Consider the following 25,707-nt stretch of genomic DNA (forward strand, 5'->3'; position numbering starts at 1 on the left):
GTTTGCCCGGCGGGCCGCCCTATGCTCGGCTCACCCCCTTCCTCCAAGGCGCCGCCGTGTTTGCCAGCCTCTCTCTCCTGCTTCGTCACCTGCTGGCCTGGGCTGCGGCGCTGTTCGTCGCCGGCATGGTCTGGAGCGGCATCTTCAGTGGCATGAACGATGGCCCGGGCTGGATCTTCGGCCTGCTGGCGATGTTCTTGATGATTTCCGCGCTGGGCAGCGCGATTACCCATGTACGCCGCGTCTGGCTGGTCGCCGGCCGGCTGGATTCGACCACGCTCTCCGGCCGCCAGCGCCGCCAGGTGGAACTGCCGATGGACGCCGGCCAGGCATTCTCGGTGGTGGAAGCGGCCATCGCCGAACTGCCGCGCGTTGAAGACGTGGAAAGTTCGGCCGGCAGCCTGCAGGTACGGGCCTACGTGCGCCGCGTGGATGCCTGGAACGGCCGCCAGCCGTCGCGCTGGAATCTGCCGGCTCGGCTGGCGATCAAGCGCAACAGCGTGCTGGCGACGGTCACGCCGGGGCAGGGCACCAGTACCGTCACTCTGCTGTTTGAACCGGATGCCGGCTGGTGGGCCGACCTGCTGGCGCTGGATGAGGGCAGCAACTTCGAGAACGCCGAAGCGGTCACCCGCGCGATCAGCCGCCGTGTTGCCGACCAACGTCGCGACGAGCAGGCCGCGGCCGAGCAGACCCAGGTGGAAAAGGAACTGTCGGTGGCCCGGTTGAATCTGCTGCATGCGCAGGTGGAACCGCACTTCCTCTACAACACGCTGGCCAACGCGCAGGTGCTGACCCGCACCGACCCGGCACGTGCCGACCAGATGCTGGGCCACCTGATCCAGTACCTGCGCAGCTCGTTGCCACAGGTGGACGAATCGCTGTCCACGCTGGGCGTGGAGCTGGAGCGCACCCGTGCCTACCTGGAGATCCTGCGTATCCGCATGGGCGCACGGCTGGGGGTGGAGGTGCAGGTGCCGAACGAGCTGCACGGCGTGCAGCTGCCGGCGATGGCGCTGCAGACGCTGGTGGAGAACGCGATCAAGCATGGCCTGGAACCCAAGCCCGGCGGTGGCACGATCTGGATCCTGGCGCGTGGCTTCGATGACCATGTGACGGTGACGGTGGCCGACGATGGCCTCGGCTTCGGCCAGGGCACCAGCGGTACCGGCATCGGCCTGAAGAACCTGCGCGAGCGCCTGCGCCTGACCTGCGGTGAGCAGGCCGGCGTGGCGATCGTCGCCAACTTCCCCAGCGGCGTGGCCGCAACCATGACCCTGCCGCAGTCGAACAAGGAGCGCAGCCATGCCGCTTGAGGCGCTCATTGCCGAAGACGAGGAACTGCTGCGGCAGTCGCTGGTCGAGCAGCTGGGCCGGTTGTGGCCGGACCTGAAGCTGGTGGCCGAGTGCGAGGATGGCGCCAGTGCACTGGAGCAGCTGGCCGAGAAGCAGCCGGACATCGCCTTCCTCGACATTCGCATGCCCGGCATCAGTGGCATTGAAGTAGCCCGTTCGCTGTCCGAGCTGAGCCCGCGCACCCAGGTGGTGTTCGTGACCGCCTACGACCAGTACGCCATCGACGCGTTCGAGCAGGGCGCGATGGATTACCTGCTGAAACCGGTCAGCGACGAGCGCCTGCTGGCCACCCGCGAACGCATCCTGTCGCGGCTGCCATCAACGCGCCAGGACGATGCCGTACTCGAGCGCCTGCTGCGGCGCCTGGGGCCATCGCAGGGTGCGGCAGAGCGCCCGCCATTGGCCTGGATCACCGCCAGCAACGGCCGCGAGACGCAGCTGATCATGCTGGAAGACGTGGCCTACTTCCGTGCCGACAACAAGTACACCACCGTGGTGACCGCTGCCGGCGAGAGCCTGTTGCGCACGCCGCTGCGCGAACTGCTGGAAGTGCTCGACCCGCAGCATTTCCGCCAGATCCATCGCTCGACCATCGTCAACATGAAGGCGGTGGCGGCGGTCAGCCGCGACGATACCGGGCGCGGCGTGCTGCGCCTGCGTGGGCGCACGGAGACGCTGGTGGTCAGCCAACCGTTCATGAGCCTGTTCCGCGGCATGTAGCCGCATCCTGGAGGCACCATGCGCCTGTTCCTGTTTGCCTGCATCGCTGCGTTGTCGTTGGCCGGCTGTGAGAAATCCAGCAATACCTCGATCACCCGCACCCGTGCCAATGGCGTGGACACGCTTTACAGCAAGGGCAGCGTGGTCGACGGCGAGGCACGGTTCCAGTGCATCGCCAGCAGTAGTGGCCAATGCCACTACCTGGTGCTGGACCCAGCGTGCAGTACCGACGCCGCGTGTGCGACGCCACCATTGCGCCGGTTTGCCGTGGCGGTGGGGAAGACCGAGGCGATGCGTGACCTGCCCAGCGGCTTCCACCAGTGCGTCAGCCAGGACCCGATAGAACACTGCCACCGTGAGTGATCACGGTGGCAGTGTGGGTCCCCCCGCTTCCCTGAAGGGTCAGTAGGCAGGCTGCAGTGTCAGGTCGTGGTGGTGCTCGTTCTCGCCCACATGGTTCAGGCGGCCGACCAGTTCGGAGTGCTGCTTCATGCGCCCGATCTCGGTCATGATGCGGATGTCCTCGTGGCGCAGCTCGCGTTTGGCGGTGACCGCCTGCTTGTAGTCCAGCACTTCCGGATAGTGCTCGGCCAGGTCAAGCGCCTCGGCCACGTGCTCGACGCTGTCGGCTTTGGAGCTGATGCGGGCGCGGCTGTTGAACGCCTTCATCCAGCGCTCGAAGCCGGCCTGCTGATCGAACATGTTGGCCATGAACCAGATCACGAACAGGATCGACACCCACGAGCCGAACACGATTACCACGCGGGTGAAGGTGATATGGAAGTCGTCGCGCCACAGGTAGTTGGCGATCAGGCCCAGGATCAGCAGCGAGGCCGCCTGCCAGCCGACGATCGAGGCGATCAGCCACTGGCACTTGGCCTGGGCCAGCACAGCCACTTCATCGCGGATCTGCTGCTCGCTGAGGTTGCGCCAGTGCGCCACCTGTTTGTCGAACGGGCTGCTGTAGAGCTCGTTGTCGCGAAGCAGAATTCCCAAACCCTTGAACAAGGCAATCATGGCTGGCTCCTTGTGGAACGTGCGTCGATCAGCATTGGACGGTGTGGCGGATCCAGTTCTAGCACTTCCAGCGAGCCGTGCAATGGGGGCAATGCCAAGCGGCGCAAGGGTTTGACCGGTGGGAGTGAAAATTGATGCGATGCAGCATCGCAGTCACGGCCTGCGACAGGATGTCGCAGGGTGAAACGTGCTGCGACCGCACATGAAACCGTCGCTGAGCGGGGAGGCTCGCCGCCGGAGGCGTGATCGCCGAGAATCGGAGCCAACCGCGCAAGACGCGACTGTTCTTCCGCCTCTCCTGGACCTGTGATGCCGGCTTTGCTGCAGCGACTCTCCCGCCCCGTCACGGCGCCGATCCGACGCTGGGTACTGGACGCCTTCCCGCGCGGCCAGAGTGGTATCGACTACGACCATCCGCAGGGCGATCCGGGCTGGTTCGGCCCGGACAGCGTCACCTGGCGGCTGCACGCCGAATTTCCCTCGATGCTCGCCGGTGGCCTGTGCGCGCTGATGCTGCAGACCCTGCACCCACGCGCGCTGGCCGGGGTCTATGACCACTCCAATTTCCGCCAGGACCTGGTGGGTCGGCTGCGCCGCACCACGGCCTTCGTTGCCGGCACCAGCTATGCGCCCAGCGGCGAGGTGGAGGCGCTGGTGGCCAGGGTGCGCCGCATCCATGCGCAGATCCGCGGCCAGACCGCGCAGGGCGAGCCCTACGCCGCCGACGATCCGCAGTTGCTGACCTGGGTGCACGTGACCGAAGCCTTCGGTTTCCTGCAGGGGTTCCGACGCTTCGGGCGCGAGGTGCCGGCGCACATCGCCGATCGCTATTACGACGAGTACCGTTGCGTGGCCGAGGCACTGGGCGCGGTGGATGTGCCGCGCAGCGAAGCGGAAGTGGCGGCGTACTTCTGTGCACGTCAGCCGGAGCTGCGTGTGGATGAGCGCTCGCGCGAGGTGCTGGAGGTGCTGTCCGGCGTGCGCCTGCCGGTACCGGTGCCGGGGCTGTCGCGCGAGGTGTTCCTCGGTGCGGGCGCGGCGCTGCTGCCGGACTGGGCCGAAGGCATGCTTGCACGCAGTGGCCGTCAGCGCGCCCAGGCTGCGGCATCTGCGAAGCTGATGCAGGGCATGGCGCCGCTGTTCCGCCGTGCGCTGCCCGACGGCCTCGCCAGCCGCGCCTGTGCACGCATGGGCGCGCCGGTGGAGATCCTGCGCGAGTGGCCCGCGGTTGCCTGGTAGGTGCCAACCTTGGTTGGCACGCTTTTCGCGGTGCCGCGGAAGCGCCAACCAAGGTTGGCAGCTACCCGCAAGTGAAACGGGCGCCTTGCGGCGCCCGTTCCGGTTACATCACCACACCTTGACCCGCTTGTCCGGCGCCAGGTACAGCTTCTGGCCTTCCTTCACCTCGAACGCCGGGTACCAGGCGTCGATGTTGCGCACGGTCAGTGCGCGGAACTGGCCCGGTGCATGCACATCGGTCAGCAGCGAGTTGCGCAGCGCCTGCTCGCGGCTCTTGCTGCGCCACGCCTGGGCGAAGCCGAGGAAGAAGCGCTGGTCCGGGGTAAAGCCTTCCAGGGTCTGGCCCGGCTTGCCCTGCAGCGACAGCTGATAGGCATCGTAGGCGGTGCCCAGGCCGGCCACGTCGGCGATGTTCTCGCCCAGGGTCAGCTTGCCGTTCACATGCACGCCCGGGAACGGCTCGTAGCTGCTGAACTGCGCGGCCAGCGCATCACCGGCGGCGTTGAACTGCTTCAGGTCCTCGGCGGTCCACCAGTTGTGCAGCTTGCCGGTTTCGTCGAACAGCGCGCCGGCGTTGTCGAAGCCGTGGCTGATCTCGTGGCCGATCACTGCGCCTATCGCACCGTAGTTCACCGCGTCGTCGGCGGCACCGTCGAAGAACGGCGGCTGCAGGATCGCGGCCGGGAACACCAGGCGGTTCTCCAGCGGCACGTTCATCGCGTTGATGGTCTGCGGCAGCATCGCCCACTCGCTGTGGTCGACCGCCTTGCCCAGCTTGGCGATGTTGCGCTGGTACTCGAACAGTTCGGCGCGCTGCGCATTGCCCAGCGCGTCATCACGGCGGATCTCCAGGCCGGTGTAATCACGCCACTTTTCCGGGTAACCCATGCCCACGGTCAGGCCGGCCACCTTGGCCTTGGCGCTGGCCTTGGTCTGCGGCGACATCCATGCGAGCGCGTCGATGCGTTTGGCGAAGGCGGCGATGATGTTCTTCGCCATCTCGTCCGCGCGTTCCTTGGTCCTGGCGTCGAAGTGCTTCTCGACGTAACGCTTGCCGATCGCTTCGCCGACGGCATGGTTGGCGTCGTCCACCGCACGCTTCCAGCGGTCGCTCTGCTGCGGCGTGCCGCTCAGCGCGGTGCCGTGGAAGGCGAAGCGGGCATCGGCGAACTTCTTCGGCAGGTAGGCAGCGGCGCGGTCCAGCGCGTGGAAGGCCAGGTAGTCCTTCCAGGCATCCAGCGGCTCGGTGGCGACCAGCTTGGACAGGCCGGCCACGGCCTTGGGCTGCCAGACGATGAAGTCCTGCTGCTTGCCCAGTGCGGCCGCGTCGAGGAAGGCGCTCCAGTCCATGCCCGGCGCCTTCGCATTGAAGTCGGCCTGGGTCCACGGATTGGCACCCTTGGTCACGTCATTGGTTTCTTCCTGGGTGGCGTGCGCCTGCGCGATCTTCGTTTCCAGCGCGAGAATGCGCTGTGCCTTGCCCGCCGGATCGGCGACGCCGGCCAGCTGCAGCATCTGTGCGATGTAGGCCTGGTACTGCTTGCGCAGCTCGGCCATGCGGCCACCGCCCAGGTAGAAGTCGCGGTCGGGCATGCCCAGGCCGCCCTGCACCAGGTACGGCGCGGTGCGGTCCGGCTGCAGCAGGTCCACCGACACCCACAGGCCGAACAGGCGGTCGGTGTAGAAGTTGGTCGCATTGAGCAGGTCGACGTCGGCACGCACGTCGCCGCCCAGGGCACGGGCCAGGCCGGCCTTGTCGGCGATCGCGTCGATCGCCTTCAGCTGCGGCTGTACCGGCGCAATGCCGTGCTGCTCGATGCCGGCCTCGTCCATGTAAGCAGCGTAGTAGTCGCCGATCAGCTTGTCGTCACCGCTGGCCTGGGTGTTGCCGGCGGCGCCCTCAAGAATGGCGCGGGTGTCGGCCAGGGTCTTCTCGGCGATGACGTTGAAGCTGCCGAAGCGCGAGCGGTCGGCCGGGATCTCGGTGTTCTTCACCCAGGTGCCGTTGGCGAAGCCGAAGAAGTCATCACCGGGGGCAATGCTGCGGTCCATGCCGCTGGCATCGAAGCCGAAGCTGCCCAGCATCGGCTTGGCCGCAGCGGGTGCAGCTTCGGCGGGCTTGGCGTTGCCAGCGGCCGGATCGGCCGGGCGGTCGCAGGCGGCCAGGGTCAGGCTGGCAACAATGGCCAGTGCCAGGGTGGGACGGCGCAGCTTGGACATGGACTTCTCTTGCAGCGGAAAACCCCAAGTCTAATCCGCTCCGCCCCGGCTGGCCCTCCCGTTGTGGCACCTGCCCTGTGCGGGATCTGGCTGAACGCGCGGAAGCGATCTTCACGCCGTCACCGGGGTGGTGCATGCTGGGCCCGGGAACCCTGCGCGGGCACGGGGAGGTGGCCATGCGGGGTGGGGTCAGGCGTCAAGAATGGCGTCCGCCGGCCGTTGAGGTCGGGGACGTGGAGGATTCGTTCGCGCATGAAGCCAGCCGACTGCACAAGGAACACCCGCCGATGCCCGCGCTGAAACGCGCGTTGGCCCGCCCGCTGCGCGCCATTACCTGGGGCGGAGTGCTGCTGGGCGTGCTGCTGGTAACCGGCCTGACCCTGATGCTGGTCAATGACTACCACCGCCGCCTGGAAGCGGCACAGCGGCAGAGCCGGGCGCTGGCGGTGGGCAGCGAGCGCCTGCTGGCGCTGGAACTGCGCAACCTGGAGCGGGCCATGTCCGGCATCGCCGCCGACGCCGCCGAGCTGTTCCGCAGCGTGCCGGCGCAGGCGCCGGCCTTGATGGATGCCTCCATCGGCGGGGTGCTGGGCCGGCATGCCGAACTGCACAGCATCGCCGTGCTCGACCGCCATGGCCGACCGTTGACGGCCGGCGAGGGCGACCTGCAGCTGCCGCTGTGGACCGACCCGCAGCGTCGTGGCCAGGGCAGCGCCCTGTACATCGGCCCGCCGCAGCGGGCCAGCGATGGCGGCTGGGTGGTGCCGCTGGCGCTGCCGATGGCCGGCGAACGCTGGCTGCTGGCACGGCTGCGCTGTGGCGAACTGCAGCGCATCGTCGGCGGCCTCGATGTCGGCCCCAACGGACTGGTCTCGATCAGCGATGCCGAGGGTTACATGCTGGCCCGCGTGCCTGATCCGCACGGCACGGTGGGCCGCCGCTACGGCCTGCCGCGCCGTGACCTGCTCGGCACGCAGGCGGTGGTCGAGCTGGGCAGCGTGCCGGGTGTGGTCGACGGCGTACCGCGCATCATGACCATCAGCACGCTGGAACACAGCCCGCTGGCGGTGCAGGTCGGCCTGGCCGACGAAGACGTACTGGCGCCGTGGTGGCCGTACCTGCAGGCGTCGGTGGCGATCGTACTGGCTTACATCGCGGTGTTGCTGGTGCTGCTGTACGCCGTGCGGCGCAGCACCCGCAGCCAGCAGGCGATGGCCGAGGAGCTGAAAACAGGCCACGCCGAGCTGCGTCTTGCGCACCAGGTCGGTCGTGTCTGTACCTGGTACGTGGATGAGGACGCCGCATTGCTGCGCTGGTCGCCGCTGGCGCGCGAGATCTTTGGCGTGCAGACCGATGCGCTGCCGGTGGCCGATTTCTTCGCACGCGTGCACCGCGACGATGCCGCGCGCCTGCAGCATGCCTTTGACCAGGCATTCGCCGGCGGCGCCGTGCTCGACCAGGTGTTCCGCTTGGTATTGCCCGGGGGCGAGGTGCGCTGGGTGGGCGCGCGTGGGCAGCGGGTGGAAGTGGCCGACAGCGAGCGGCGCATGATCGGCGCGCTGACCGACCTGAGCGAGCGTTACCAGGCGCGCGAGCAGGTGAGCGAAGTGGAACGGCGCTTCCGGCTGCTGTTCGACCGCAATCCTGCACCGTTCTGGGTGTTCGACCCGGATACGCTGCGCTTCATCGAGGTCAACGACGCTGCGGTGCGCCAGTACGGCTACAGCCGCGACGAGTTCCTGGCGATGAGCATCCTCGACATCCGCCCGCGCGAAGGCTGGGACGAAGTGCGTGGTGCCATCCAGCGCGCACAGGTGGGCGATCCTCCGGACGCGACCGTGCGCCTGCACCGGCGCAAGGATGGCAGCGTGTTCGAGGTCCGCGCACACCTGTCCAAACTCGATTTCGACGGACAGCCGGCGTGCCTCGTGCTGGCCGAGGATGTCAGCGAACGGCTGGCCTACGAGCGTGACCTGGCCTATCGGGCACGGCACAACCCGGCCACTGGCCTGCTCAACGTGCGCGCCCTGACCGAACAGCTGGATGAGCAGGAACAGGGTTACACCATCGCCTTCGTGCAGCTGCGCGGCCTGCAGCTGGTGGCCGATACGCTGGGCCGCGAGATCGGCGATGCGGTGCTGCAGTCGATGGCGACCCGGCTCGGTGGCCTGGGCGCGCGCTGTGGCACGCTGGCCTTCCAGCCAGCCGAGGACTTCGTGCTGGCCATCGGTGCCGAGCACGATACCCAGCGCGTGCTGGACGACCTGCTGCAGATCGTGTCGGCGCCGATGCGCGGCAAGGATTCACTGCACCAGTTCGAACCGCGCATCGGCGTGGCCGTGCACACCGCCGGTGACGGCCACAGTGCCGAGCAGGTGATCGGCATGGCCGCGCAGGCCGCGCACGCGGCACGCGCCGAGGGCAACGTGGTGGTCTGGTTCGACGCGGCGGTGACCACTCGGCTGGCCGACCGGCTGCGCCTGGCCGGGCGCATCCATGCCGCCATCGACAACGAATTCCAGCTCTATTTCCAGCCGATCCGGCATGCCAGCGATGGCACCCCGGCCGCCTTGGAGGCGCTGCTGCGCTGGCCGCAGGCCGACGGCAGCTTCATCCCGCCCAACGAGTTCATCCAGCTGTGCGAGGAGACCGGGCTGATCCTGGCGCTGGGCCGCTGGGTGATCCGCGCGGCGGCGAAAGCGCAGCGCCGGCTGGTCGAGGCCGGTTGGGGCGAGCTGCCGATCGCGGTCAATGTATCGGCGGTGCAGTTCTTCAACAGCGACCTGGTGGCCGAGTTCACCCGTGCGCAGCAGGACTTCGGCCTGGCCCGCGGTGCCCTGCACGTGGAGCTGACCGAGAGCAGCCTGATGCGCAAGCCGGCGCAGGCGATGCAGACCATGCAGCGCCTGCACGAGCAGGGCATCAGCGTGTCGCTGGATGATTTCGGCACCGGTTATTCCAGCATGTCCTACCTGCAGCACCTGCCGCTGGACATCCTGAAGATCGACCGCAGCTTCGTCGCCGACGTGGAAACCAATCCGCGCAATGCCTCGATCTGCCGCGCGCTGTTGTCGCTGGGCCACAGCATGGGCCTGACCATCATCGCCGAGGGCGTGGAAACGCCGGGGCAGCTGGACTGGCTGGCCGCGCACGGCTGCGACCAGGTGCAGGGTTACCTGCTGGGGCGGCCGGCACCGCTGGAACGGATCATCGATGCGCTGGACGAAGTCGCTGCCTGAGCGGATCTCGGATTTGCCGGTCGCTGGCCGGCAAACACCAGACTCGTCTACACCCCGCTTTCCACCAGATGATCGATGAAACTGCGCACCTTCGGTGCCAGGTGGCTGCGGCTGGTGTAGACCGCGAAGATGCCGATCGGCGAGGCCTCCCACTCCGGCAGGATGCGCACCAGGCGACCATCGGCCAGCGCGTCTTCCAGCAGGAAATCCGGCTGCAGGATCACGCCCATGCCAGCAATCGCGGCTTCGCGCAGCACATCGCCGTTGTTGGCGTGCAGCAGGCTGTTCACCGCCACCTTCACCTCACCGCCGGGCCCCTGCAGCGGCCAGTTGTTGCCGGCGGCCCAGTAGCTGTAGCTCAGGCACGCGTGTGCCTGCAGGTCCTGCGGGGTCTGCGGGGTGCCGCGTGCGGCCAGGTAGGCCGGCGCGGCGCACAGGCTCACCCGCGATTCGCCCAGGCGGCGTGCGATCAGCGTGGGGCTGGGCTCGCGGGTGATGCGGATGGCCACGTCGTAGCCTTCCTCGACCATGTCCACCAGGCGGTCGGACAGGGCCAGGTCCAGTTCCACCTGCGGGAAGCGTTCGCGGTAGCTGGCCAGCAGCGGGCCGAGGCGGGCGATGCCCCAGCTGACCGGCGCGTTGATGCGCAGCGTGCCGGAGGGCTCCAGCGCCTGCGCACCGATGCTGGCCTCCAGCGCGTCGAATTCGGCCAACAGGCGCACGCATTGGGCGTAGTAGGCGGCGCCGGCACTGGTGGGGCTGACCCGGCGCGTGGTGCGGTGGAGCAGGCGGGTGGACAGGCGCTTTTCCAGCGCGGCGACCTGGCGGGTGACGCCGGCAGTGGACATGTCCAGAGCCTGGGCGGCGGCGCTGAAGCCATTGCGCTCGACCACCGCCACGAACACGCGCATCGCCTCGAGGGTATCCATTGTTGCGCCTTTTGAAATAAATACGGTCAATCGATCGTATTTATCAGTCCGTGAAGGCGCAATAACCTGTGCCCACTCCCTTCAAGGTGCTTTGCCATGCACACCACGACCGCTCCTGTTTCGCCGCTGGCGCCGTATGGCGCCACCCTGCTGCGCCTGGCACTGGGCGTGCTGTTCCTGGCCCATGCGCTGACCAAGCTGCTGGTATTCACCCCGGCCGGCACGGCGGCGTACTTCGAGTCGCTGGGCCTGCCCGGCGCGCTCGGCTACCTCACCATCGGCGTCGAGCTGGTGATCACTGTCGCGCTGCTGCTGGGCGTCTATGCGCGCTGGGTGGGCCTGGTCGGCGTACCGCTGCTGCTGGGCACCATCGTCACCGTGCACGGCGCCAACGGTTTCGGTTTCGCCAATGCCGGCGGCGGCTGGGAATACCCGGCGTTCTGGGCACTGGCGCTGGTGGTGCTGTTCCTGGTCGGCGATGGCAAGTGGACCCTGCGTTCGCGCTGATCGCCGCCTGATCCTGCAACTGGAGCATTCCATGTCCCGCCTGCCTTCGCTGTACATCTCCCATGGTTCGCCGATGACTGCCCTGCATCCGGGCCAGGTCGGTGTGCGCCTGGCCGAGCTGGCGCGCGACCTGCCGACGCCGCGTGCCATCGTGATGGCCTCGGCGCACTGGCTGGGCCGGCAGCCGCTGGTCGGCGCGCATCCGCAGCCGCCGACGATCCATGACTTCGGCGGCTTCCCGCGCGCGCTGTTCGAACTGCAGTACCCGGCGCCGGGCGATCCGGCGCTGGCCGAAGAAGTGGCCGGCCGCATCGCCGCCGCCGGCCTGCCGGTGGCGCTCGACCCGCAGCGCGGCCTCGACCATGGCGCGTGGGTGCCGCTGCGGTTGCTGCGCCCGCAGGCCGACATTCCCGTGGTGCCGCTGTCGATCCAGCCGCTGCTCGGCCCCGAGCATCAGCTCGCGCTGGGCCGCGCGCTGGCGCCGCTGCGCGAACAGGGCGTGCTGCTGGTCGGCTCCGGCAGCATCACCCACAATCTGCACGACTGGGGCGACTACCAGGACGGCAAGGAAGCGCCGTACGTGCGCCCCTTCATCGAGTGGGTGGAGCAGCGCCTGGCCGCTGATGACCGCCAGGCGCTGTTCGACTATCGCCGGCAGGCGCCGTTCGCCGAGCGCGCGCACCCGACCGACGAGCACCTGCTGCCGCTGTTCTTCGCGATGGGCGCGGCCGGCGAGGGCGGCTTCGGTGCACGCCGCATCGACGCCGGCATCGATGCCGGCTTCCTCGCCATGGATCTGTACCGCTTCGACGGGGCATGAGCCGGGGCTGACGCGCGGCGGCCCCGGCCATCGCGGTCGTGGCCGCATGTGGTAGTTTTTTCCGGGTTTCCGGCGCTGGCCTTCGAGCCTCCCCGCGCGCCGCTTCCTGGAAGAAGCATGCATACCATTGAAGTCGTCCTGGCGATGCTGGTGGCCGTTGTCGCCAGCGGCTACCTGGTTCGCGTCCTCCCGTTCTCGTTGCCGCTGCCGCTGGTGCAGATCGGCCTGGGCGCGGTGATCGCCGGGGTGTTCAACCGCGGCCACGCGCTGGAGCCGGAAGTGTTCTTCCTGCTGTTCCTGCCGCCGCTGCTGTTCCTGGATGGCTGGCGCATTCCCAAGCAGGGCCTGTTCCGCGACAAGGGCGCGATCCTCGAGCTGGCGTTCGGCCTGGTGGTGTTCACCGTCATCGGCGCAGGCTTCCTGATCCACTGGCTGATTCCGGTGATGCCGCTGGCGGTGTGCTTCGCGCTGGCGGCGATCGTGTCGCCGACCGATCCTGTGGCAGTGGGTGCGATCGCCTCCAAGGCGCCGATTCCCAAGCGCTTGATGCACATCCTGGAAGGCGAGTCGCTGCTCAACGATGCATCGGGCCTGGTCTGCTTCCGGTTCGCGGTGGCTGCGGTGATGACCGGCACGTTCTCGCTGGCCACGGCCTCGCTGACCTTCGTGTGGGTGGCCGTGGCCGGCCTTGCGGTGGGCGTGGCGGTCACCCTTGGTGTGTCGACCTTCCAGCGCTGGCTGTGGCGCCGCTTCGGCGAAGAGCCGGGCGCGGCGATGCTGGTCAACCTGCTCATTCCGTTCGCGGCCTACCTGCTGGCCGAAGAGATCCACGCCTCCGGCATCCTCGCCGCGGTCGCCGCAGGTATCGCGATGAGCTATGTCGAGCTGACCGGCCGCGTCTCCGGCAGCATGCGCGTGCAGCGTGCCGGGGTCTGGAACATGCTGCAGTTCAGCTTCAACGGCATCATGTTCGTGCTGCTGGGCGAGCAGCTGCCAGGCATCGTCGAACGCGCCACCACCACCATGAACGAGACCGGCCACCAGAGTGCGTGGTGGCTGCTGGTGTATGTGGTGGTGATCAATCTGGCGCTGGTCGTGCTGCGCCTGTTGTGGGTGTGGCTGTCGCTGCGCTGGAACCTGCTGCGCGCGCGCCGTCGCGGCCTGGAGCGGGGCGAGGCACCGAACTGGCGCATCGTGGTGGCGACCTCGGTGGCCGGTGTGCGCGGTGCGATCACCCTGGCCGGTGTGTTGACCCTGCCGCTGTTCCTGCCTGATGGCAGTGCGTTCCCGGCACGTGACCTGGTGATCTTCCTGGCCGCCTCGGTGATCCTGTTCTCGCTGCTCGGCGCCAGCATCGCGCTGCCGCAGCTGCTGAAGGGCCTGCAGCTGCCGGCCGATTCGGGTGAACGCAAGGAAGAGGACCTGGCGCGCCGGCTGTCGTCGAAGGCGGCGCTGGCCGGGGTCGAGCGCATGCGCCAGCAGCTGGTGATGAACCAGAACACCGAGAACGTGCAGCTGTACAACGACGCCGCGTCGCGGGTGAGCCTGCTGTACCAGCGCCACCTGGAGCGCGACAGCGAGGGGCCCGACGTGGACCCGGAGAAGGTGCGGCGCATGGAAATGGGCTACCGCCAGCTGCGCAGCGCCGGCCTCAATGCCGAGCGCGAGGAGCTGTTCCGGTTGACCCGGCGCGGGGTGATCTCCGATGAGATCTCGCGGCGCCTGATCCGCAACCTGGACCTGCTGGAATCGCGCAAGCGCGAGTGACGCCTGGGACCGGGCGTTGCTGACGCTGACGCGGATTCCGCCCTGGCATGTAGAGCCGAGCCCATGCTCGGCTACGCTTGCTTCAGGCGTCATGAACCCGGAACGAAAAGCAGCCGAGCACAGGCTCGGCTCTACATGCCGGTGCCGGTTATTCCGGTTTCTGGTCCAGGAAATACGCCTCGACCTTGCCCTTGACCTTGATGGTCATCGGGTTGCCGCGGCGGTCGCGGGCCTTGCCGGCCTGCACGCGGATCCAGCCTTCGCTGACCGAGTATTCCTCGACGTTGTCGCGCTCGACGTCGTTGAAACGCACGCCGACGCCGCGCTCCAGCGCCTGCGCATCATGGAAGGGGCTGGCCGGGTTGATCGCCAGGTGGTCGGGAGGGGTATCGCTCATCGCTTCATTCACAGTGACGGCCACCAAGGCCGGCTTCAGCGGCACAGGATAAACCGTAGAATGCCGGCCTGCCCCAGAGGAAGTTCCGCCATGCCCGACAACAGCGACTATTTCGACTTCGAGGAAGACATCCACGACTTCGACGAAGACGGCTTCGAGGCCCGGGTCTGGAACCTGCTGGTGCTGATCAACCCGGGCGACGAAGAGCTGGCCCTGCAGCAGTTCAACCGCTGGCGCGAGCACTTGGCCGAGGACGGGCAGCCGTTGGAAGCGGACAGTGACTGGCTGCCGGCACTGTTCACGGCCATCGCCTGGCAGTCCGGCTTCGAGGTCGAGCGCGATGACCTGGAATCGCTGCAGTCGGCGGTGAACGAGCTGTCGGCGCGCTTCAACCTGCAGCTGGACTGGGGTGGCGACCTGGACGACGAGGACTTCGCCGAAGACCTGGACGGCGTGCAGCTGATGTCCACCGCCTTCGACCGCCTGCGCGAGCACAACTACACGCTGTGGAGCGTGGATGCCGGCAGCGACGGTTTCACCGGCGTGATGGCATTGACCCGCGACGACGACGCGATGCTGGCGCTGTGCTCGCTGCTGAACGTGGAAATCCGCCTGGGCAGCGACCCGTTCTGATCGATGATCCGACCCGCCGGGCATGGCCCGGCGCTACCTGTTCCGCCAGCCCGTGGTAGCGCCGGGCCATGCCCGGCGAGCACACCACGCACTACGGCCGGTACTGCGCCCTGGCGTTGGCAATCACCGCTTTGACCAGGTCACGGTCGGCGTGCCGGGAAATCGCCCGCGCACCGAGCGCGATGGCCTGCGCGCGCAGCTCGGAAGTGACATCGTAGTGCGCACCGCTGGCCTTGTTCTGGAAGGCCCGCGGTGGAATGCCGAGCTGCGCCGCCATCGCGTGCAGCTCGGCCAAGGTGTCGGCCATCAGGTGCGCCCAGCGCTGTCCGCGCCAGGGATGCACCGCGTCATCGACGTAGACCGTCACCGCCGCGGCCGGTTCAGGCCTGCGGCTTGCTGCCGCTGTCAGCGGCCGGGGGGGCCTCGGCAGCAGCTTCAACCACTTCGCCTTCGGCGGCCTCAGCGGCTTCTTCGCCTTCTTCGGCTTCCACGGTCTCGAACTCGGCGACCAGCTTGTCCAGGTACTCGTCAGCGGTCTGCTCGGATTCGGCTGCCAGGGTGTCCAGCAGCTTCTGCAGCAGCTCGGAGTACTCCAGGTTGACCTTGCGGCCTTCCTTTTCCTGCACGTTGGACAGGTGCTTGAGCATGGCCAGCATCGGCACCGGGTTTTCGGCGTTGCCCATGGTCTGGCCGCCGATGGCCAGCAGCCACTCACGGCCCTGCAGGCCGATGGCCGCGACCACCTGGCCGTCTTCGTTGGTCAGCACGGCATGGTTCTGCACCTGCTGCTGGGCGTTCAGGCGCAGGAACGGACGCTTGGCCTGCTGCTTCTTGCGCTTGTCGCGCTTGGCCTTGGAGTTCTGGGACATGGGGTGGGGTCACCTGGAAACGGAAAGACCGCCATTGTAGCGGCCGCACGCAGGTGGGGTCAGATCCCTTTCCAGGGGAAAGGGATCTGACCCCGGTTCAGTGCGCCTCACCCTGCGCGGCCTGCACGTCCGGGTCGGCGGTCGGCGCCGACAGCCCCACCTGTGGCCCGGCACCGGCCAGGGCGGCCGCTTCGGCGGCCTGGGTCATCACCACGATGCTGATGCGGCGGTTGATCGGGTTCTGCGGGTCGACCTTGTCGAACAGCACTGACGAAGACAGGCCGACCACGCGGGTGATCTTGCTGTCGTCCAGGCCACCATCGATCAGCGCGCGGCGTGCGGCATTCGCACGGTCGGCGCTCAGTTCCCAGTTGCCATAGCCGCGAGCGGCGGAATAGGCGGTGATGTCGGTGTGACCGGTCAGGCTGATTCGGTTCGGCACATGGTTCAGGTACTCGGCCAGCTCGTGCAGGATCTGCTGCGTGTACGGCTTCAGCGTGGCGCTGCCAAGGTCGAACATCGGCCGGTTCTGCTTGTCCACGATCTGGATGCGCAGGCCCTCCGGGGTCAGGTCCAGCAGCAGCTGGTCCTTGAACGGTTCCAGCGCCTGGCTCCTGCTGATTGCTTCCTGCAGCTCCTTCATCAGCTGTTCCAGCTGCTGCTTGTCGCGCTGCTGCTGGTCCACCGGCTGCGGTACTGCTTCCTTCTGGTTCTGGAAGGGATCGTTGCTGTTGCCACGCGAAACGTCGGTGGCACCGCCCAGCTTGATCATCGAGGTGCTGGCGCCGCCCGGGCCGGCCATGCCGGGTGCCGGCGTGGCGTTCTGCCCGCTCAGCGGGCTGGGGTTGCGGAAGTACTCGGAAATGGCAGCACGGTCGTTCTTGTTGGTGGTGGCCATCAGCCACAGCACCAGGAAGAACGCCATCATCGCAGTCACGAAGTCGGCATAGGCCACCTTCCACGAACCGCCATGATGGGCGGCGTGGCCGGCCTTCTTGACCCGGCGGACGATGACGGTGGGCTTGGTCTCGGCCATGGCTTACTTGACCGTCTTCAGGTGCTGCTCAAAATCGGAGAAGGCCGGGCGCACGTTCGACGGCAGCGTCTTGCGGGCGAATTCCAGCGCGATCTTCGGGTTGTAGCCGCGCAGGCAGGCCAGCAGGGCGGTCTTCACCGATTCGTAGATGCGGCTGTCCTGCTCGGCGCGGGCCTCCATCGCGGCTGCCATCGGGCCGACGAAGCCATAGCCCAGCAGGATGCCGAGGAAGGTGCCGACCAGCGCACCGGCGACGTGGCCACCGACCTCGACGATGTCGCCACCGATCGAGCCCATGGTGATGACGATGCCCAGCACCGCCGCCACGATGCCGAAACCGGGCAATCCGTCGGCGACCTTGGTCAGCACCTGCGACGGCGCCATGGCCTCGGCGTGGTGCTTTTCCAGCTCCAGTTCCAGCAGCGGCTCCAGCTCGTGCGGCTCGATGTTGCTGCCGATCATCAGGCGCAGGCAGTCGGTGATGAAGTCGATCAGGTGGTGGTCGGCTTGCACCTTGGGGTAGTTGCCGAACAGCGCGCTCTCGGCCGGCCGCTCGACATGGTCTTCCAGCGCCATGAAGCCTTCGCGGCGGGCCTTGTTGAGCAGTTCATAGAGCAGGCTGAGGACGTCGATGTAGTCCTGCTGCTTGTAGCGCGGGCCCTTGAACACGCCGACCATGGCCTGCAGGGTCTGCTTGACCGTCTTGGCCGGCGTGCCGACCAGGAAGGCGCCGAGCGCGGCGCCGCCGATGATGACCAGCTCGTAGGGCTGCCAGAGGGCACCCAGGCGGCCGTGGGCACCGAGATAGCCCCCGATCACGCTGATGATGACGACCAGGAATCCAACGATGATGAGCATGGGGCGACGCAAGGAGAGGGGATATCTCCTTGTCGGCCCGTCGCCCGGTTTTCTGAAGAGGGAATTCTGTGAAACCGGTCAGCGGAATGTTTCAGCCCGCCACGCCGCTTTCTGCGCCGCCACGCTGCAACGGATCGGGCCAGGGCTCGCCATTGCCGGTGAACGAAAGTGAGACGGAGTTCAGGCAGTGGCGCTCGTAGGTGGGCGGCGGACCGTCCGGGAACACGTGGCCCAGATGGCTGCCGCAGCGCGCGCAGGTGATCTCGGTGCGCACCATGCCGTGGCTGGTATCGCGGATCTCGCGCACGTGCGCCGGGTCGAACGGGGCAAAGAAGCTGGGCCAGCCGGTGCCGGAATCGAACTTGGTGCTGGAGCGGAACAGCGGCAGTGCGCACAGACGGCAGCAGTAGACGCCCTCGCGTTTGTTGTCGAGGAATACGCCGCAGAACGGCGCCTCGGTGCCGTGCTGCAGCAGTACGCGGCGTTCTTCGCCGCTGAGACCGGCGACCAGCGCCTCGGTCTGGGTGGCGGTGGGGGGCGTCAGGTCGAAGGCGGTCATGGCGGCGCTCCGTGGGGTCGATGGCCTGGGGATGCCGGAAAACGTGGGGGTGCCGGCGCGCACTTGCAAGTGTGACGGCCGTTCATGGGCGGCACACAGGTGCAGGCGCAAGGTGAATGCGATCCACGCCGGAGCGTGACATGAAACCGAGCCTTCCCCTGCTGTTGATGGGCCTGCTGCCCCTGGTTGCGCAGGCCCAGGTACCGACGTCGTCGAGCCCGACCGCCACCCGCAGTGCCACCACCGTGGCACCGCAACCGGTGGCACCTCCGCCACAGGCTGCCCGCCCGCAGCCGCAGGTGCTGCCGTCGCCGCAGCCGGCACAGCCGATCAAGTCCACCGGCCCCGCCCGGATCGCGCCGGCGCCGGTACCGAAGCCGGCCGACAAGGTCTATGACCGCAATGGCCGCATCGTGCCTGGCGTGCGCCCGGCCGGCCCGAACCGCGTGTTCGACTCGCGTACAGGCCGTTATTACGACAGCGTGCCTGCCGGTGATGGCCAGCAGATCAGGCGCTGACCTATGGGCCAAGCAAGGTTGGCAGCTCCTGCGCGTCGTGCGGGCTGAACGCACGAAAACAGCCTCTTGGCGATCACTGCTTTTTCGCCTGCGATTAACCGTTCCGGGACCACCGTGGCCCTGCGCTGGCATTCCGCCGCCGCATGTCCTTCGTCCACTGGATCGCGATCATGAAAAACCAGCAGAACCGTCATCCCGGCAAGGAACCGCAGGGCCGCAACCCGCAGCAGCAACAGCAGCAACAGATGGACCCACAGCAGCCGCACAAGGGCGGCAAGCAGCAGGAACAGCGCTCGCAGAAGCATCCGCAGCAGCGCTGAGGGACTCCGGGGGTCGGATCCCGCACCGCGGGCTCTGACCCCATCCTGCGAGCGCCTCAATCCGGAATCGGCAGGCTCAGCGTTTCCTTCACTTCTTCCATCACGATGTAGCTCTTCGACTCACGTACATGCGGCAGCGTCAGCAACGTGCTGCCGAGCAGCTTGCGGTAGGAGGCCATTTCGCTGATCCGCGCCTTCAGCAGGTAATCGAAGTCGCCCGATACCAGGTGGCACTCCAGCACGTTGGGCAGCTTCAGCGCCGCGCGCCGGAACTCCTCGAAGATGTCGCCGGACTTGTAGGCCAGGCTGATCTCCACGAACACCAGCAGGCTGGCCTTCACCGCGGCCGGGTCGAGGTGGGCGTGGTAGCCGGTGATCACCCCTTCGCGCTCCAATCGACGCACGCGCTCAGTACAGGGCGTGGTCGACAGGCCGACCCGCTCGCCCAGTTCGGTGAAGGAGATACGGCCCTCGGCCTGCAGGATGCGCAGGATCTTGCGGTCGATCTTGTCCAGTTCGCGGGTACGGGTGGCCATGGCCGTCAACCTTGGGGAATGAATTGCAGGAAAACATCCTGCCGGTTGATTTCAAAACAGGCAAATCAACTGGGAATGGCTGTCTATACTTCCCCAATTATGGTCCCGGCACGCTCCAGTGCAGGGAATGATCGGGTTGGAGAAGTCCCATGCGAGTCCTAGTTCTCGGCAGCGGCGTGATCGGCACCACCAGTGCCTGGTACCTGCGACAGGCCGGGTTTGAAGTCACGGTCATCGATCGTCAGCCCGGCCCGGCGCTGGAAACCAGCTTCGCCAATGCTGGCCAGCTGTCGTTTGGCTACACCTCGCCGTGGGCGGCCCCGGGCGTGCCGAAGAAGGCCATCGGCTGGCTGTTCGAGAAGCACGCGCCGCTGGCGATCAAGCCGGGCATGGACCTGGCCCAGTACCGTTGGCTGTGGCAGATGCTGCGCAACTGCACCCATGAGCGCTACGCGATCAACAAGGCGCGCATGGTGCGCATGTCCGAGTACAGCCGCGACTGCCTGAACGAGCTGCGCGCACAGATCGGCATCGAATTCGAAGGCCGCGACCTGGGCACGACCCAGTTGTTCCGCACCCAGCAGCAGCTGGATGCCTCGGCGCAGGACATCGAGATCCTGGCCCAGTACGGCGTGCCGTACGAGGTGCTGGACCGCGCCGGCATCATCCAGGCCGAACCGGCCCTGGCCCACGTCGATGGCCTGGTCGGCGCGCTGCGCCTGCCGCGTGACCAGACCGGCGACTGCCAGCTGTTCACCCGCCGCCTGGCGCAGATGTGCGTGGATGCCGGTGTCGAGTTCCGATTCGACCAGGACATCACCGGCCTGGAGTTCGATGGCGACCGCATCACCGGCGTGCGCATCGACGGCAAGCTGGAAACCGCCGACCGCTTCGTGGTCGCGCTCGGCAGCTATTCGCCGGCGCTGGTCGCATCGCTGGGCATGCGCCTGCCGGTGTACCCGCTTAAGGGCTACTCACTGACCCTGCCGATCACCGACCCGGCGATGGCGCCGACCTCGACCATTCTCGACGAGAGCTACAAGGTGGCGGTGACCCGCTTCGACGACCGTATCCGCGTCGGTGGCATGGCCGAAGTGGCCGGCTTCGACCTGTCGCTGTCGCAGCGCCGCCGCGAAACCCTGGAGCTGGTGGTCAGCGATCTCTACCCGAAGGGCGGCGACCTGTCGCGTGCGCAGTTCTGGACCGGCCTGCGCCCGGCCACGCCGGACGGTACGCCGGTGATCGGCGCCACGCCGTTCCGCAACCTGTACCTCAACACCGGCCACGGCACGCTGGGCTGGACCATGGCCTGCGGCTCGGGTCGCTACCTGGCCGACCTGATGAGCGCGCGCCAGCCGCAGATCAGCACCGAAGGCCTGGATATTTTCCGCTACGGCCAGTACGGTCACGCGCCGCAACAAGAGAACCGCACATGCGTCCTGCCCGCGCGCTGATCGATCTGGGCGCCCTGCGCAGCAACTACCGGCTCGCCCGTGAACTGGGCGGTGGCAAGGCCCTGGCGATCATCAAGGCCGATGCCTATGGGCATGGCGCGGTGCGCTGTGCCCAGGCGCTGGAAGGTGAGGCTGATGGTTTCGGCGTGGCTACCATCGAAGAGGCACTGGAGCTGCGCCAGGCCGGCATCCGTGCGCCGATCCTGCTGCTGGAAGGCATCTTCGAGCCCAGCGACATGGCGCTGGTGGCCGAGCATGACTTCTGGTTCGCCGTCGGTTCGCCGTGGCAACTGGAGGCCGTTGCTGCCTACGACAGCCCGCGCCCGTTGACGGTGTGGCTGAAGCTGGACAGTGGCATGCATCGCCTTGGCCTGGACGTGGACAGCTTCCGTGCCGCGCATGCACGCCTGTCGGCGCTGCCGCAGGTCGAGCGCATCGTGCTGATGACCCACCTGGCGCGCGCCGATGAGCTGGACAGCGAACGCACCCACGAACAGGCCGCGACCTTCGCGCGGGCCATCGACGGCCTGGACGGCGAGACCAGCGTGTGCAACTCGCCGGCGCTGCTGGGCTGGCCGGATGTACGCAGCGACTGGGTGCGCCCGGGCCTGATGCTGTATGGCGCCAATCCGCTGCCGGACAACACGGCACTGACCGAGCGCCTGCGCCCGGTGATGACGATGCAGTCGAAGGTGATCGCCGAGCGCTGGATCGAGGCGGGTGAGCCGGTGGGTTATGGCGCACGCTTCGTGGCCAAGGCACGCACCCGCGTGGGTGTGGTCGCGCTCGGCTATGCCGACGGTTATCCGCAGTTCGCCCCGAATGGCACCCCGGTGCTGATCGACGGCCAGCCCGGTGCGCTGATCGGGCGCGTGTCGATGGACATGCTGACGGTGGACCTGACCGCGCATGCGCAGGCCGGCATCGGCAGCGTGGTGGAACTGTGGGGCAGCGCACCGACGCTGTCCGAACTGGCGCCGCGCTGTGGCGTGAGTGCGTACCAGCTGCCGTGCGCGGTCAAGCGCGTGGGCAAGGTATACGTGTAGAGCCGAGCCCACGCTCGGCTTCGGTAGCGGCCGACCTTGGTCGGCGCCGTGTAATGCGTGTCGACCAAGGTCGACACCTACCGAGTGGCCTAACGCGCAGCGGTGGCCTGGCTGGCCAGCTGGCGCTTCACCCAGTCATCGATCAGGCGCTTCTCGTAGCGCAGCGGATCACTGTCGCTCTTCAGCCCCAGGTTGTGCAGGTAGCCGGTATCGCTGAGGCGCGCATCGCCCTCGCTGACGATACGGCCGCTGGCGTCCTTCAACGTGTACTGCAGGCTGATCCGCGGCGGGTAGATGTCGCGCATGATCCGGATGTCGCGGCCACGCGGGCCGTGCCACGGCTCGTAGTCACCGGCACGCTTGATGTCCACCAGGGTCACATCGAGGGTCTGCCCAGGCTGCAGCGGCTTGGCAGCGGTGGTCTGCAGGTAGCGGGCCAACTGCTGTACCCAGTCACCGCGTTCGGCCTCGAAGCGGTTGGTGCTCTGGCGGATCTCGGTGAATTTGGCCGGATCCTCCCATTTCACGCTGACCGGGCCATCGGCCTGCAACGCGCGCGGCGCGTCCGCATCGGTCACGGTGCGCGGTGCAGCGTTGGCGCCGCCCGCCACCAGGGCGCCTGCCAGCAGGGCAATCGCGAGTGAGCGTTTCATGACGGTCTCCTGCGTCCCCGCGCTGGGGACGATGTTGATCACAGATCGAGTGTGATCCTGTGGCCGGGCCACCGCAATGGCCGATTGCGTCGTGCGCAAGGGTGGTTGCCGCCAATTCATCGACGTCAACCATGACTGACGGCGCTTGACGCTGTGAATACGCGCTTTGGAAGATGCTGTGCTTCCAATCCGGCCTGCACAGACGCCCCTTGTCCACACTGCCGCCCCTCGTGGAGCGCCCACCGATGATGGTGCCAGCGCCCGAACCCGACCTGCATCATGGCGTGCTTGAGCGCATCAACGCCGGTTTCTGCGTGATCCAGGTGCTGTTCGAGGGCGATCGCGCGGTGGACTACCGTTTCATCGAGGTCAACGATGCGTTCGAGCGCCACACCGGCCTGAAGGACGCGCGTGGCCAGCGCATGACGGCGCTGGAACCGGGCCACGAGCAGGACTGGTTCCGCATCTACGGCGAGGTCGCGCGCAGTGGCCGCCCCGCCCAGTTCGAGATGGAAGCGCGTGCGCTGGGCCGCTCGTTCGCGGTTGATGCGGTGCGCGTGGGCCGTCCGGGCGAAGACAAGGTCGGCATCCTGTTCTTCGACATCACCGCACGCAAGCAGATGGAAGTGGAGCTGGGCGAAAGCGAAGCCCGCTTCAGCGCACTGGCCGACGGCCTGCCGATGCCGGTGTGGGTGCTCGACGAGCGCGGCCATGCCCGTTTCGTCAACAGCGCTTTCAGTGAGTTCTTTGGCGGTGACGAAACACGCGTGCCGGAAGATGTCTGGCGCGGCCTGGTGCATCCGGACGATGCATCGGTGTTCGAGTACGAACTGCAGGAAGCACTGAAGGCGCAGCGGTCGATGCATGCGCTGGTGCGGGCCCGACGTGCCGATGGCGAGTGGCGTTGGCTGGAGATGAACGCACGCCCGCGTTTCTCACGGATGGGCCGCTTCATCGGCCTGGCCGGCAGCAGCCCGGACGTGACCGAACGCCGCGAGATCGAACTGGCCCGCGAAGAGCTTCTGCAGTCCGAGCGTGCCGCGCGCAGCGCCGCCGAGAACATGGCGCGGTTGAAGGACGAGTTCCTGGCCACGCTGTCGCACGAGCTGCGCACGCCGCTGACCACCATCCTCGGTTGGAGCGAGCTGCTGCTGCAGCGCGTGGACAACACCAGCCCGCTGTACAAGGGCCTGAATGTGATCGCCAACAGCGCCGGTGCGCAGAAGCGGCTGATCTCGGACATGCTCGACCTCAGCAGCATGCTGCTGGGCAAGGTGCAGCTGGAGGTGGAGATACTGGACCTGCGCGACCTGCTGGGCGAAGCCATCGGTGCGCAGGAACTGGTCGCCGAAGGCAAGGCGCTGGACGTGAGTCTGCTGCTGCCGGAGCAGCCCAGCCTGGTGCTGGGCGATGCCACCCGCCTGCAGCAGGTGTTCTGGAACCTGCTGTCGAACGCAATCAAGTTCACCCCGGCCGAAGGCCGCATCGACGTGCAGCTGCAGGCCGACGGCAACCACTGGGTGATCACGGTGCGCGATACCGGTGATGGCATCGCACCGGAGTTCCTCAACCATCTGTTCAGCCGCTTCCGCCAGGCCGATGGCACCACCACCCGACGCCATGGCGGCCTCGGCCTGGGCCTGGCGATCGTGCAGCAGCTGGTCGAACTGCATGGCGGTACCGTCACCGCCGCCAGCGAAGGCCATGGCCACGGCGCCACCTTCACCGTGCGCCTGCCGCAGCACATTCCCGATGCCGAGCGACGCCCGCTGCGCGAAGTGATCAGCGGGCCGATCCTGGAGCCGGTGATCGTCGAACCGTACCCGCTGCGTGGCATGCATGTGCTGGCGGTGGAAGACCAGCCGGAAGTGCTGGAGTACCTGCGGCGCATGCTGGAAGAGCAGGGCGCGAGTGTGTCGGCCGCCAGCTCGGCCGGTGAAGCGCTGGCGTTGCTGGCCGATACCGGGCACCTGCAGTACCACGTGATGCTGACCGACATCGGCATGCCGGGCATGGATGGCTATGGTCTGGTGCGCACGCTGCGCGAGGACATGGGCGTGGATGCGATGACCCTGCCGGCGGTTGCCGTGACCGCGCTGGCACGCGCCGATGACCGGCGCCGAGCGCTGGCGTCAGGCTTCCAGGAACATGTCGCCAAACCGTACTCGGTGGCACAGCTGGTGGCTGCGGTACGCAAGGTGCAGGTGCCACGCGCGGACAGCGCGCTGCACTGAGCATTCACGGCCGATCGGCGACCCTGCACGCAGGAGGTCGCCGATGTCCCGTATAGCTCCCCGCATCCATACCGATCCGGCGCAGATCGCGCGCCTGGAAGCCCTGTTGCCGCAGCTGGAAGGCGAGACGCAGGTGCAACTGACCCTGCACGATGGTCGCCGCCTGCTCGGCACCGTGGCGGTGAAACCGACCGTGCAGCAGTACCGCAACGACGCCGGCGACGAAGGCAGCAACGGCCAGTTGCGCCTGGATGACTACGACACGCCGGTGCAGCAGCACCATGTGTGGCTGGACGAGATCGCCAGCGTCAACCGTCTGCCACCCAGGGCGCCTTGATCGGATGTAGAGCCGATCCCACGCTCGGCTGCGCCGTCGCCCGAGCGTGGGCTCGGGCGCTACCGGTGTGTCAGTGCTCGAACAAGGTCGGTGTCGCCTCGAACCGGCGCGCATAGGCGCGTTCTTCCGCCACCCGGGCCACCTCGTCATCGGCCAGGTCCGGTGCGCCGTACACCGCATAGGCCACGCTGCCGTCGGCGCCATGACCGACCTGGTGCAGCCGATAGCGCGAGTGGCCGCCGCCGGTATCCTCGGGGTAATGCACGGGCGGATGGCTGCCTTCCAGGTCCATTTCACTGTTGTCGACCACGCCACCGACGAACAAGGCTCGCATGCAGGTTCTCCTGGGTTTCCGGGGGAGCCTCTACCCTGAACGTTTCAATGTTGCTGGCAGATCAAGGCCCCGTTCGGGTTTCGCAAAGCGGCATACCGGGGCCGGTCCG

Annotated in this window: 27 protein-coding genes; 15 read left to right on the top strand and 12 right to left on the bottom strand. The window is 67.5% G+C overall.

Annotated features, from left to right (window positions below; genetic code table 11):
- Positions 1–56: 56 nt before the first annotated feature.
- The 3 genes from GOC52_RS02155 to GOC52_RS02165 are packed head-to-tail and all read left to right on the top strand — an operon-like array spanning position 57 to position 2,439.
- Positions 57–1,316, top strand: a complete 1,260-nt coding sequence (locus tag GOC52_RS02155) for a sensor histidine kinase (protein ID WP_043398922.1) — start codon at positions 57–59, stop codon at positions 1,314–1,316.
- Complete coding sequence (locus tag GOC52_RS02160) at positions 1,306–2,076, top strand: LytR/AlgR family response regulator transcription factor (RefSeq protein ID WP_010484137.1); 771 nt, start codon at positions 1,306–1,308, stop codon at positions 2,074–2,076. Before GOC52_RS02155 ends, GOC52_RS02160 begins: the two co-directional genes overlap by 11 nt.
- A gap of 18 nt (positions 2,077–2,094) precedes the next feature.
- Positions 2,095–2,439, top strand: coding sequence for a hypothetical protein (locus GOC52_RS02165; protein ID WP_043398917.1), 345 nt, complete (start codon positions 2,095–2,097; stop codon positions 2,437–2,439).
- 39 nt (positions 2,440–2,478) lie between these two features.
- Here the strand turns inward: GOC52_RS02165 and GOC52_RS02170 are convergent, their stop codons facing one another.
- Positions 2,479–3,093 carry a hypothetical protein gene (locus GOC52_RS02170; RefSeq protein ID WP_010484135.1) on the bottom strand — a complete coding sequence of 205 codons (615 nt, stop codon included), beginning with the start codon at positions 3,091–3,093 and terminating at the stop codon, positions 2,479–2,481.
- Between the two features lie 309 nt (positions 3,094–3,402).
- Between GOC52_RS02170 and GOC52_RS02175 the strand changes: the two genes are divergently transcribed.
- A complete protein-coding gene (locus GOC52_RS02175; protein WP_191850569.1) occupies positions 3,403–4,332 on the top strand; it encodes an oxygenase MpaB family protein in 930 nt (309 codons plus the stop codon).
- 108 nt (positions 4,333–4,440) lie between these two features.
- Here GOC52_RS02175 and GOC52_RS02180 read toward each other — a convergent pair whose 3' ends face one another.
- Complete coding sequence (locus tag GOC52_RS02180; protein WP_049410419.1) at positions 4,441–6,552, bottom strand: M13 family metallopeptidase; 2,112 nt, start codon at positions 6,550–6,552, stop codon at positions 4,441–4,443.
- A 176-nt stretch (positions 6,553–6,728) separates the two neighbouring features.
- Here GOC52_RS02180 and GOC52_RS02185 point away from each other — a divergent pair, with 176 nt between their 5' ends.
- Positions 6,729–9,791 carry a bifunctional diguanylate cyclase/phosphodiesterase gene (locus GOC52_RS02185; protein WP_191850571.1) on the top strand — a complete coding sequence of 1,021 codons (3,063 nt, stop codon included), beginning with the start codon at positions 6,729–6,731 and terminating at the stop codon, positions 9,789–9,791.
- A 47-nt stretch (positions 9,792–9,838) separates the two neighbouring features.
- On the opposite strand, the gene GOC52_RS02190 is transcribed toward GOC52_RS02185, so the two are convergent.
- Entirely contained in the window at positions 9,839–10,720 is an 882-nt protein-coding gene (locus GOC52_RS02190) for a LysR family transcriptional regulator (RefSeq protein WP_191850574.1), read from the bottom strand.
- A gap of 96 nt (positions 10,721–10,816) precedes the next feature.
- Here GOC52_RS02190 and GOC52_RS02195 point away from each other — a divergent pair, with 96 nt between their 5' ends.
- The 3 genes from GOC52_RS02195 (at position 10,817) to GOC52_RS02205 (ending at position 13,814) form a co-directional block, all read left to right on the top strand.
- Positions 10,817–11,227 carry a DoxX family protein gene (locus tag GOC52_RS02195; RefSeq protein ID WP_049435172.1) on the top strand — a complete coding sequence of 137 codons (411 nt, stop codon included), beginning with the start codon at positions 10,817–10,819 and terminating at the stop codon, positions 11,225–11,227.
- Positions 11,228–11,258: 31 nt separating this feature from the next.
- Positions 11,259–12,047 carry a dioxygenase family protein gene (locus tag GOC52_RS02200; RefSeq protein WP_191850576.1) on the top strand — a complete coding sequence of 263 codons (789 nt, stop codon included), beginning with the start codon at positions 11,259–11,261 and terminating at the stop codon, positions 12,045–12,047.
- Between the two features lie 117 nt (positions 12,048–12,164).
- Positions 12,165–13,814: a Na+/H+ antiporter gene (locus GOC52_RS02205; protein ID WP_010484128.1), complete on the top strand. Its 1,650-nt coding sequence runs from the start codon at positions 12,165–12,167 to the stop codon at positions 13,812–13,814.
- Between the two features lie 148 nt (positions 13,815–13,962).
- Here GOC52_RS02205 and GOC52_RS02210 read toward each other — a convergent pair whose 3' ends face one another.
- Complete coding sequence (locus tag GOC52_RS02210; RefSeq protein WP_032128750.1) at positions 13,963–14,211, bottom strand: DUF3297 family protein; 249 nt, start codon at positions 14,209–14,211, stop codon at positions 13,963–13,965.
- A gap of 90 nt (positions 14,212–14,301) precedes the next feature.
- On the opposite strand from GOC52_RS02210, the gene GOC52_RS02215 reads away from it, so the two are divergent.
- The gene (locus GOC52_RS02215) at positions 14,302–14,844 is read left to right on the top strand and encodes a DUF6630 family protein (RefSeq protein ID WP_005407911.1); all 543 of its coding nucleotides are present in this window, start codon (positions 14,302–14,304) and stop codon (positions 14,842–14,844) included.
- A 91-nt stretch (positions 14,845–14,935) separates the two neighbouring features.
- Here GOC52_RS02215 and GOC52_RS02220 read toward each other — a convergent pair whose 3' ends face one another.
- The 5 genes from GOC52_RS02220 to msrB form a co-directional block, all read right to left on the bottom strand.
- Positions 14,936–15,211 (bottom strand): DUF4031 domain-containing protein, encoded by a 276-nt coding sequence (locus tag GOC52_RS02220; protein WP_010484125.1) that lies wholly within the window; start codon positions 15,209–15,211, stop codon positions 14,936–14,938.
- 13 nt (positions 15,212–15,224) lie between these two features.
- The gene (locus GOC52_RS02225; RefSeq protein WP_191850578.1) at positions 15,225–15,713 is read right to left on the bottom strand and encodes a hypothetical protein; all 489 of its coding nucleotides are present in this window, start codon (positions 15,711–15,713) and stop codon (positions 15,225–15,227) included.
- A 97-nt stretch (positions 15,714–15,810) separates the two neighbouring features.
- Positions 15,811–16,749 carry a flagellar motor protein MotB gene (gene motB / locus GOC52_RS02230; RefSeq protein WP_010484123.1) on the bottom strand — a complete coding sequence of 313 codons (939 nt, stop codon included), beginning with the start codon at positions 16,747–16,749 and terminating at the stop codon, positions 15,811–15,813.
- Positions 16,750–16,752: 3 nt separating this feature from the next.
- Positions 16,753–17,607 carry a flagellar motor stator protein MotA gene (gene motA / locus GOC52_RS02235; RefSeq protein WP_005407915.1) on the bottom strand — a complete coding sequence of 285 codons (855 nt, stop codon included), beginning with the start codon at positions 17,605–17,607 and terminating at the stop codon, positions 16,753–16,755.
- 91 nt (positions 17,608–17,698) lie between these two features.
- Positions 17,699–18,166 carry a peptide-methionine (R)-S-oxide reductase MsrB gene (gene msrB, locus GOC52_RS02240; RefSeq protein WP_010484122.1) on the bottom strand — a complete coding sequence of 156 codons (468 nt, stop codon included), beginning with the start codon at positions 18,164–18,166 and terminating at the stop codon, positions 17,699–17,701.
- Between the two features lie 140 nt (positions 18,167–18,306).
- On the opposite strand from msrB, the gene GOC52_RS02245 reads away from it, so the two are divergent.
- Both GOC52_RS02245 and GOC52_RS02250 read left to right on the top strand, forming a co-directional pair.
- Positions 18,307–18,684: a hypothetical protein gene (locus GOC52_RS02245; RefSeq protein ID WP_043398903.1), complete on the top strand. Its 378-nt coding sequence runs from the start codon at positions 18,307–18,309 to the stop codon at positions 18,682–18,684.
- A gap of 143 nt (positions 18,685–18,827) precedes the next feature.
- A complete protein-coding gene (locus GOC52_RS02250; protein ID WP_033833709.1) occupies positions 18,828–19,004 on the top strand; it encodes a hypothetical protein in 177 nt (58 codons plus the stop codon).
- Positions 19,005–19,060: 56 nt separating this feature from the next.
- On the opposite strand, the gene GOC52_RS02255 is transcribed toward GOC52_RS02250, so the two are convergent.
- Positions 19,061–19,540 carry a winged helix-turn-helix transcriptional regulator gene (locus GOC52_RS02255; protein ID WP_005407919.1) on the bottom strand — a complete coding sequence of 160 codons (480 nt, stop codon included), beginning with the start codon at positions 19,538–19,540 and terminating at the stop codon, positions 19,061–19,063.
- Positions 19,541–19,689: 149 nt separating this feature from the next.
- Here GOC52_RS02255 and GOC52_RS02260 point away from each other — a divergent pair, with 149 nt between their 5' ends.
- On the top strand, positions 19,690–20,994 hold the full coding sequence (locus tag GOC52_RS02260; RefSeq protein ID WP_032128742.1) for a D-amino acid dehydrogenase: 1,305 nt from the start codon (positions 19,690–19,692) through the stop codon (positions 20,992–20,994).
- The gene (alr, locus tag GOC52_RS02265; protein WP_049454390.1) at positions 20,973–22,040 is read left to right on the top strand and encodes an alanine racemase; all 1,068 of its coding nucleotides are present in this window, start codon (positions 20,973–20,975) and stop codon (positions 22,038–22,040) included. Before GOC52_RS02260 ends, alr begins: the two co-directional genes overlap by 22 nt.
- A gap of 89 nt (positions 22,041–22,129) precedes the next feature.
- Here the strand turns inward: alr and GOC52_RS02270 are convergent, their stop codons facing one another.
- A complete protein-coding gene (locus GOC52_RS02270) occupies positions 22,130–22,693 on the bottom strand; it encodes a DUF3016 domain-containing protein (RefSeq protein ID WP_010484117.1) in 564 nt (187 codons plus the stop codon).
- Positions 22,694–22,938: 245 nt separating this feature from the next.
- On the opposite strand from GOC52_RS02270, the gene GOC52_RS02275 reads away from it, so the two are divergent.
- Both GOC52_RS02275 and GOC52_RS02280 read left to right on the top strand, forming a co-directional pair.
- Entirely contained in the window at positions 22,939–24,927 is a 1,989-nt protein-coding gene (locus GOC52_RS02275; protein WP_043398895.1) for a hybrid sensor histidine kinase/response regulator, read from the top strand.
- Between the two features lie 43 nt (positions 24,928–24,970).
- On the top strand, positions 24,971–25,264 hold the full coding sequence (locus GOC52_RS02280) for a DUF3247 family protein (RefSeq protein ID WP_010484115.1): 294 nt from the start codon (positions 24,971–24,973) through the stop codon (positions 25,262–25,264).
- A 70-nt stretch (positions 25,265–25,334) separates the two neighbouring features.
- On the opposite strand, the gene GOC52_RS02285 is transcribed toward GOC52_RS02280, so the two are convergent.
- Positions 25,335–25,598, bottom strand: a complete 264-nt coding sequence (locus tag GOC52_RS02285; RefSeq protein ID WP_005407925.1) for a hypothetical protein — start codon at positions 25,596–25,598, stop codon at positions 25,335–25,337.
- Positions 25,599–25,707 lie beyond the last annotated feature (109 nt).

This window comes from Stenotrophomonas sp. SXG-1, from assembly GCF_014083965.1.
Classification (GTDB): domain Bacteria; phylum Pseudomonadota; class Gammaproteobacteria; order Xanthomonadales; family Xanthomonadaceae; genus Stenotrophomonas; species Stenotrophomonas geniculata.

What these genes read in the sequence shown, in the direction of transcription:
- msrB (WP_010484122.1), bottom strand. Translation starts at nt 18,166, where the DNA reads ATGACCGCCTTCGACCTGACGCCCCCCACCGCCACCCAGACCGAGGCG.
- GOC52_RS02190 (WP_191850574.1), bottom strand. Translation starts at nt 10,720, where the DNA reads ATGGATACCCTCGAGGCGATGCGCGTGTTCGTGGCGGTGGTCGAGCGC.
- GOC52_RS02280 (WP_010484115.1), top strand. Translation starts at nt 24,971, where the DNA reads ATGTCCCGTATAGCTCCCCGCATCCATACCGATCCGGCGCAGATCGCG.
- GOC52_RS02250 (WP_033833709.1), top strand. Translation starts at nt 18,828, where the DNA reads ATGTCCTTCGTCCACTGGATCGCGATCATGAAAAACCAGCAGAACCGT.
- GOC52_RS02165 (WP_043398917.1), top strand. Translation starts at nt 2,095, where the DNA reads ATGCGCCTGTTCCTGTTTGCCTGCATCGCTGCGTTGTCGTTGGCCGGC.
- GOC52_RS02245 (WP_043398903.1), top strand. Translation starts at nt 18,307, where the DNA reads ATGAAACCGAGCCTTCCCCTGCTGTTGATGGGCCTGCTGCCCCTGGTT.
- motA (WP_005407915.1), bottom strand. Translation starts at nt 17,607, where the DNA reads ATGCTCATCATCGTTGGATTCCTGGTCGTCATCATCAGCGTGATCGGG.
- GOC52_RS02195 (WP_049435172.1), top strand. Translation starts at nt 10,817, where the DNA reads ATGCACACCACGACCGCTCCTGTTTCGCCGCTGGCGCCGTATGGCGCC.
- motB (WP_010484123.1), bottom strand. Translation starts at nt 16,749, where the DNA reads ATGGCCGAGACCAAGCCCACCGTCATCGTCCGCCGGGTCAAGAAGGCC.
- GOC52_RS02225 (WP_191850578.1), bottom strand. Translation starts at nt 15,713, where the DNA reads ATGTCCCAGAACTCCAAGGCCAAGCGCGACAAGCGCAAGAAGCAGCAG.
- GOC52_RS02175 (WP_191850569.1), top strand. Translation starts at nt 3,403, where the DNA reads ATGCCGGCTTTGCTGCAGCGACTCTCCCGCCCCGTCACGGCGCCGATC.
- GOC52_RS02255 (WP_005407919.1), bottom strand. Translation starts at nt 19,540, where the DNA reads ATGGCCACCCGTACCCGCGAACTGGACAAGATCGACCGCAAGATCCTG.
- GOC52_RS02270 (WP_010484117.1), bottom strand. Translation starts at nt 22,693, where the DNA reads ATGAAACGCTCACTCGCGATTGCCCTGCTGGCAGGCGCCCTGGTGGCG.
- GOC52_RS02285 (WP_005407925.1), bottom strand. Translation starts at nt 25,598, where the DNA reads ATGCGAGCCTTGTTCGTCGGTGGCGTGGTCGACAACAGTGAAATGGAC.
- GOC52_RS02210 (WP_032128750.1), bottom strand. Translation starts at nt 14,211, where the DNA reads ATGAGCGATACCCCTCCCGACCACCTGGCGATCAACCCGGCCAGCCCC.
- GOC52_RS02205 (WP_010484128.1), top strand. Translation starts at nt 12,165, where the DNA reads ATGCATACCATTGAAGTCGTCCTGGCGATGCTGGTGGCCGTTGTCGCC.
- alr (WP_049454390.1), top strand. Translation starts at nt 20,973, where the DNA reads ATGCGTCCTGCCCGCGCGCTGATCGATCTGGGCGCCCTGCGCAGCAAC.
- GOC52_RS02260 (WP_032128742.1), top strand. Translation starts at nt 19,690, where the DNA reads ATGCGAGTCCTAGTTCTCGGCAGCGGCGTGATCGGCACCACCAGTGCC.
- GOC52_RS02185 (WP_191850571.1), top strand. Translation starts at nt 6,729, where the DNA reads ATGCGGGGTGGGGTCAGGCGTCAAGAATGGCGTCCGCCGGCCGTTGAG.
- GOC52_RS02160 (WP_010484137.1), top strand. Translation starts at nt 1,306, where the DNA reads ATGCCGCTTGAGGCGCTCATTGCCGAAGACGAGGAACTGCTGCGGCAG.
- GOC52_RS02180 (WP_049410419.1), bottom strand. Translation starts at nt 6,552, where the DNA reads ATGTCCAAGCTGCGCCGTCCCACCCTGGCACTGGCCATTGTTGCCAGC.
- GOC52_RS02170 (WP_010484135.1), bottom strand. Translation starts at nt 3,093, where the DNA reads ATGATTGCCTTGTTCAAGGGTTTGGGAATTCTGCTTCGCGACAACGAG.
- GOC52_RS02200 (WP_191850576.1), top strand. Translation starts at nt 11,259, where the DNA reads ATGTCCCGCCTGCCTTCGCTGTACATCTCCCATGGTTCGCCGATGACT.
- GOC52_RS02275 (WP_043398895.1), top strand. Translation starts at nt 22,939, where the DNA reads ATGATGGTGCCAGCGCCCGAACCCGACCTGCATCATGGCGTGCTTGAG.
- GOC52_RS02215 (WP_005407911.1), top strand. Translation starts at nt 14,302, where the DNA reads ATGCCCGACAACAGCGACTATTTCGACTTCGAGGAAGACATCCACGAC.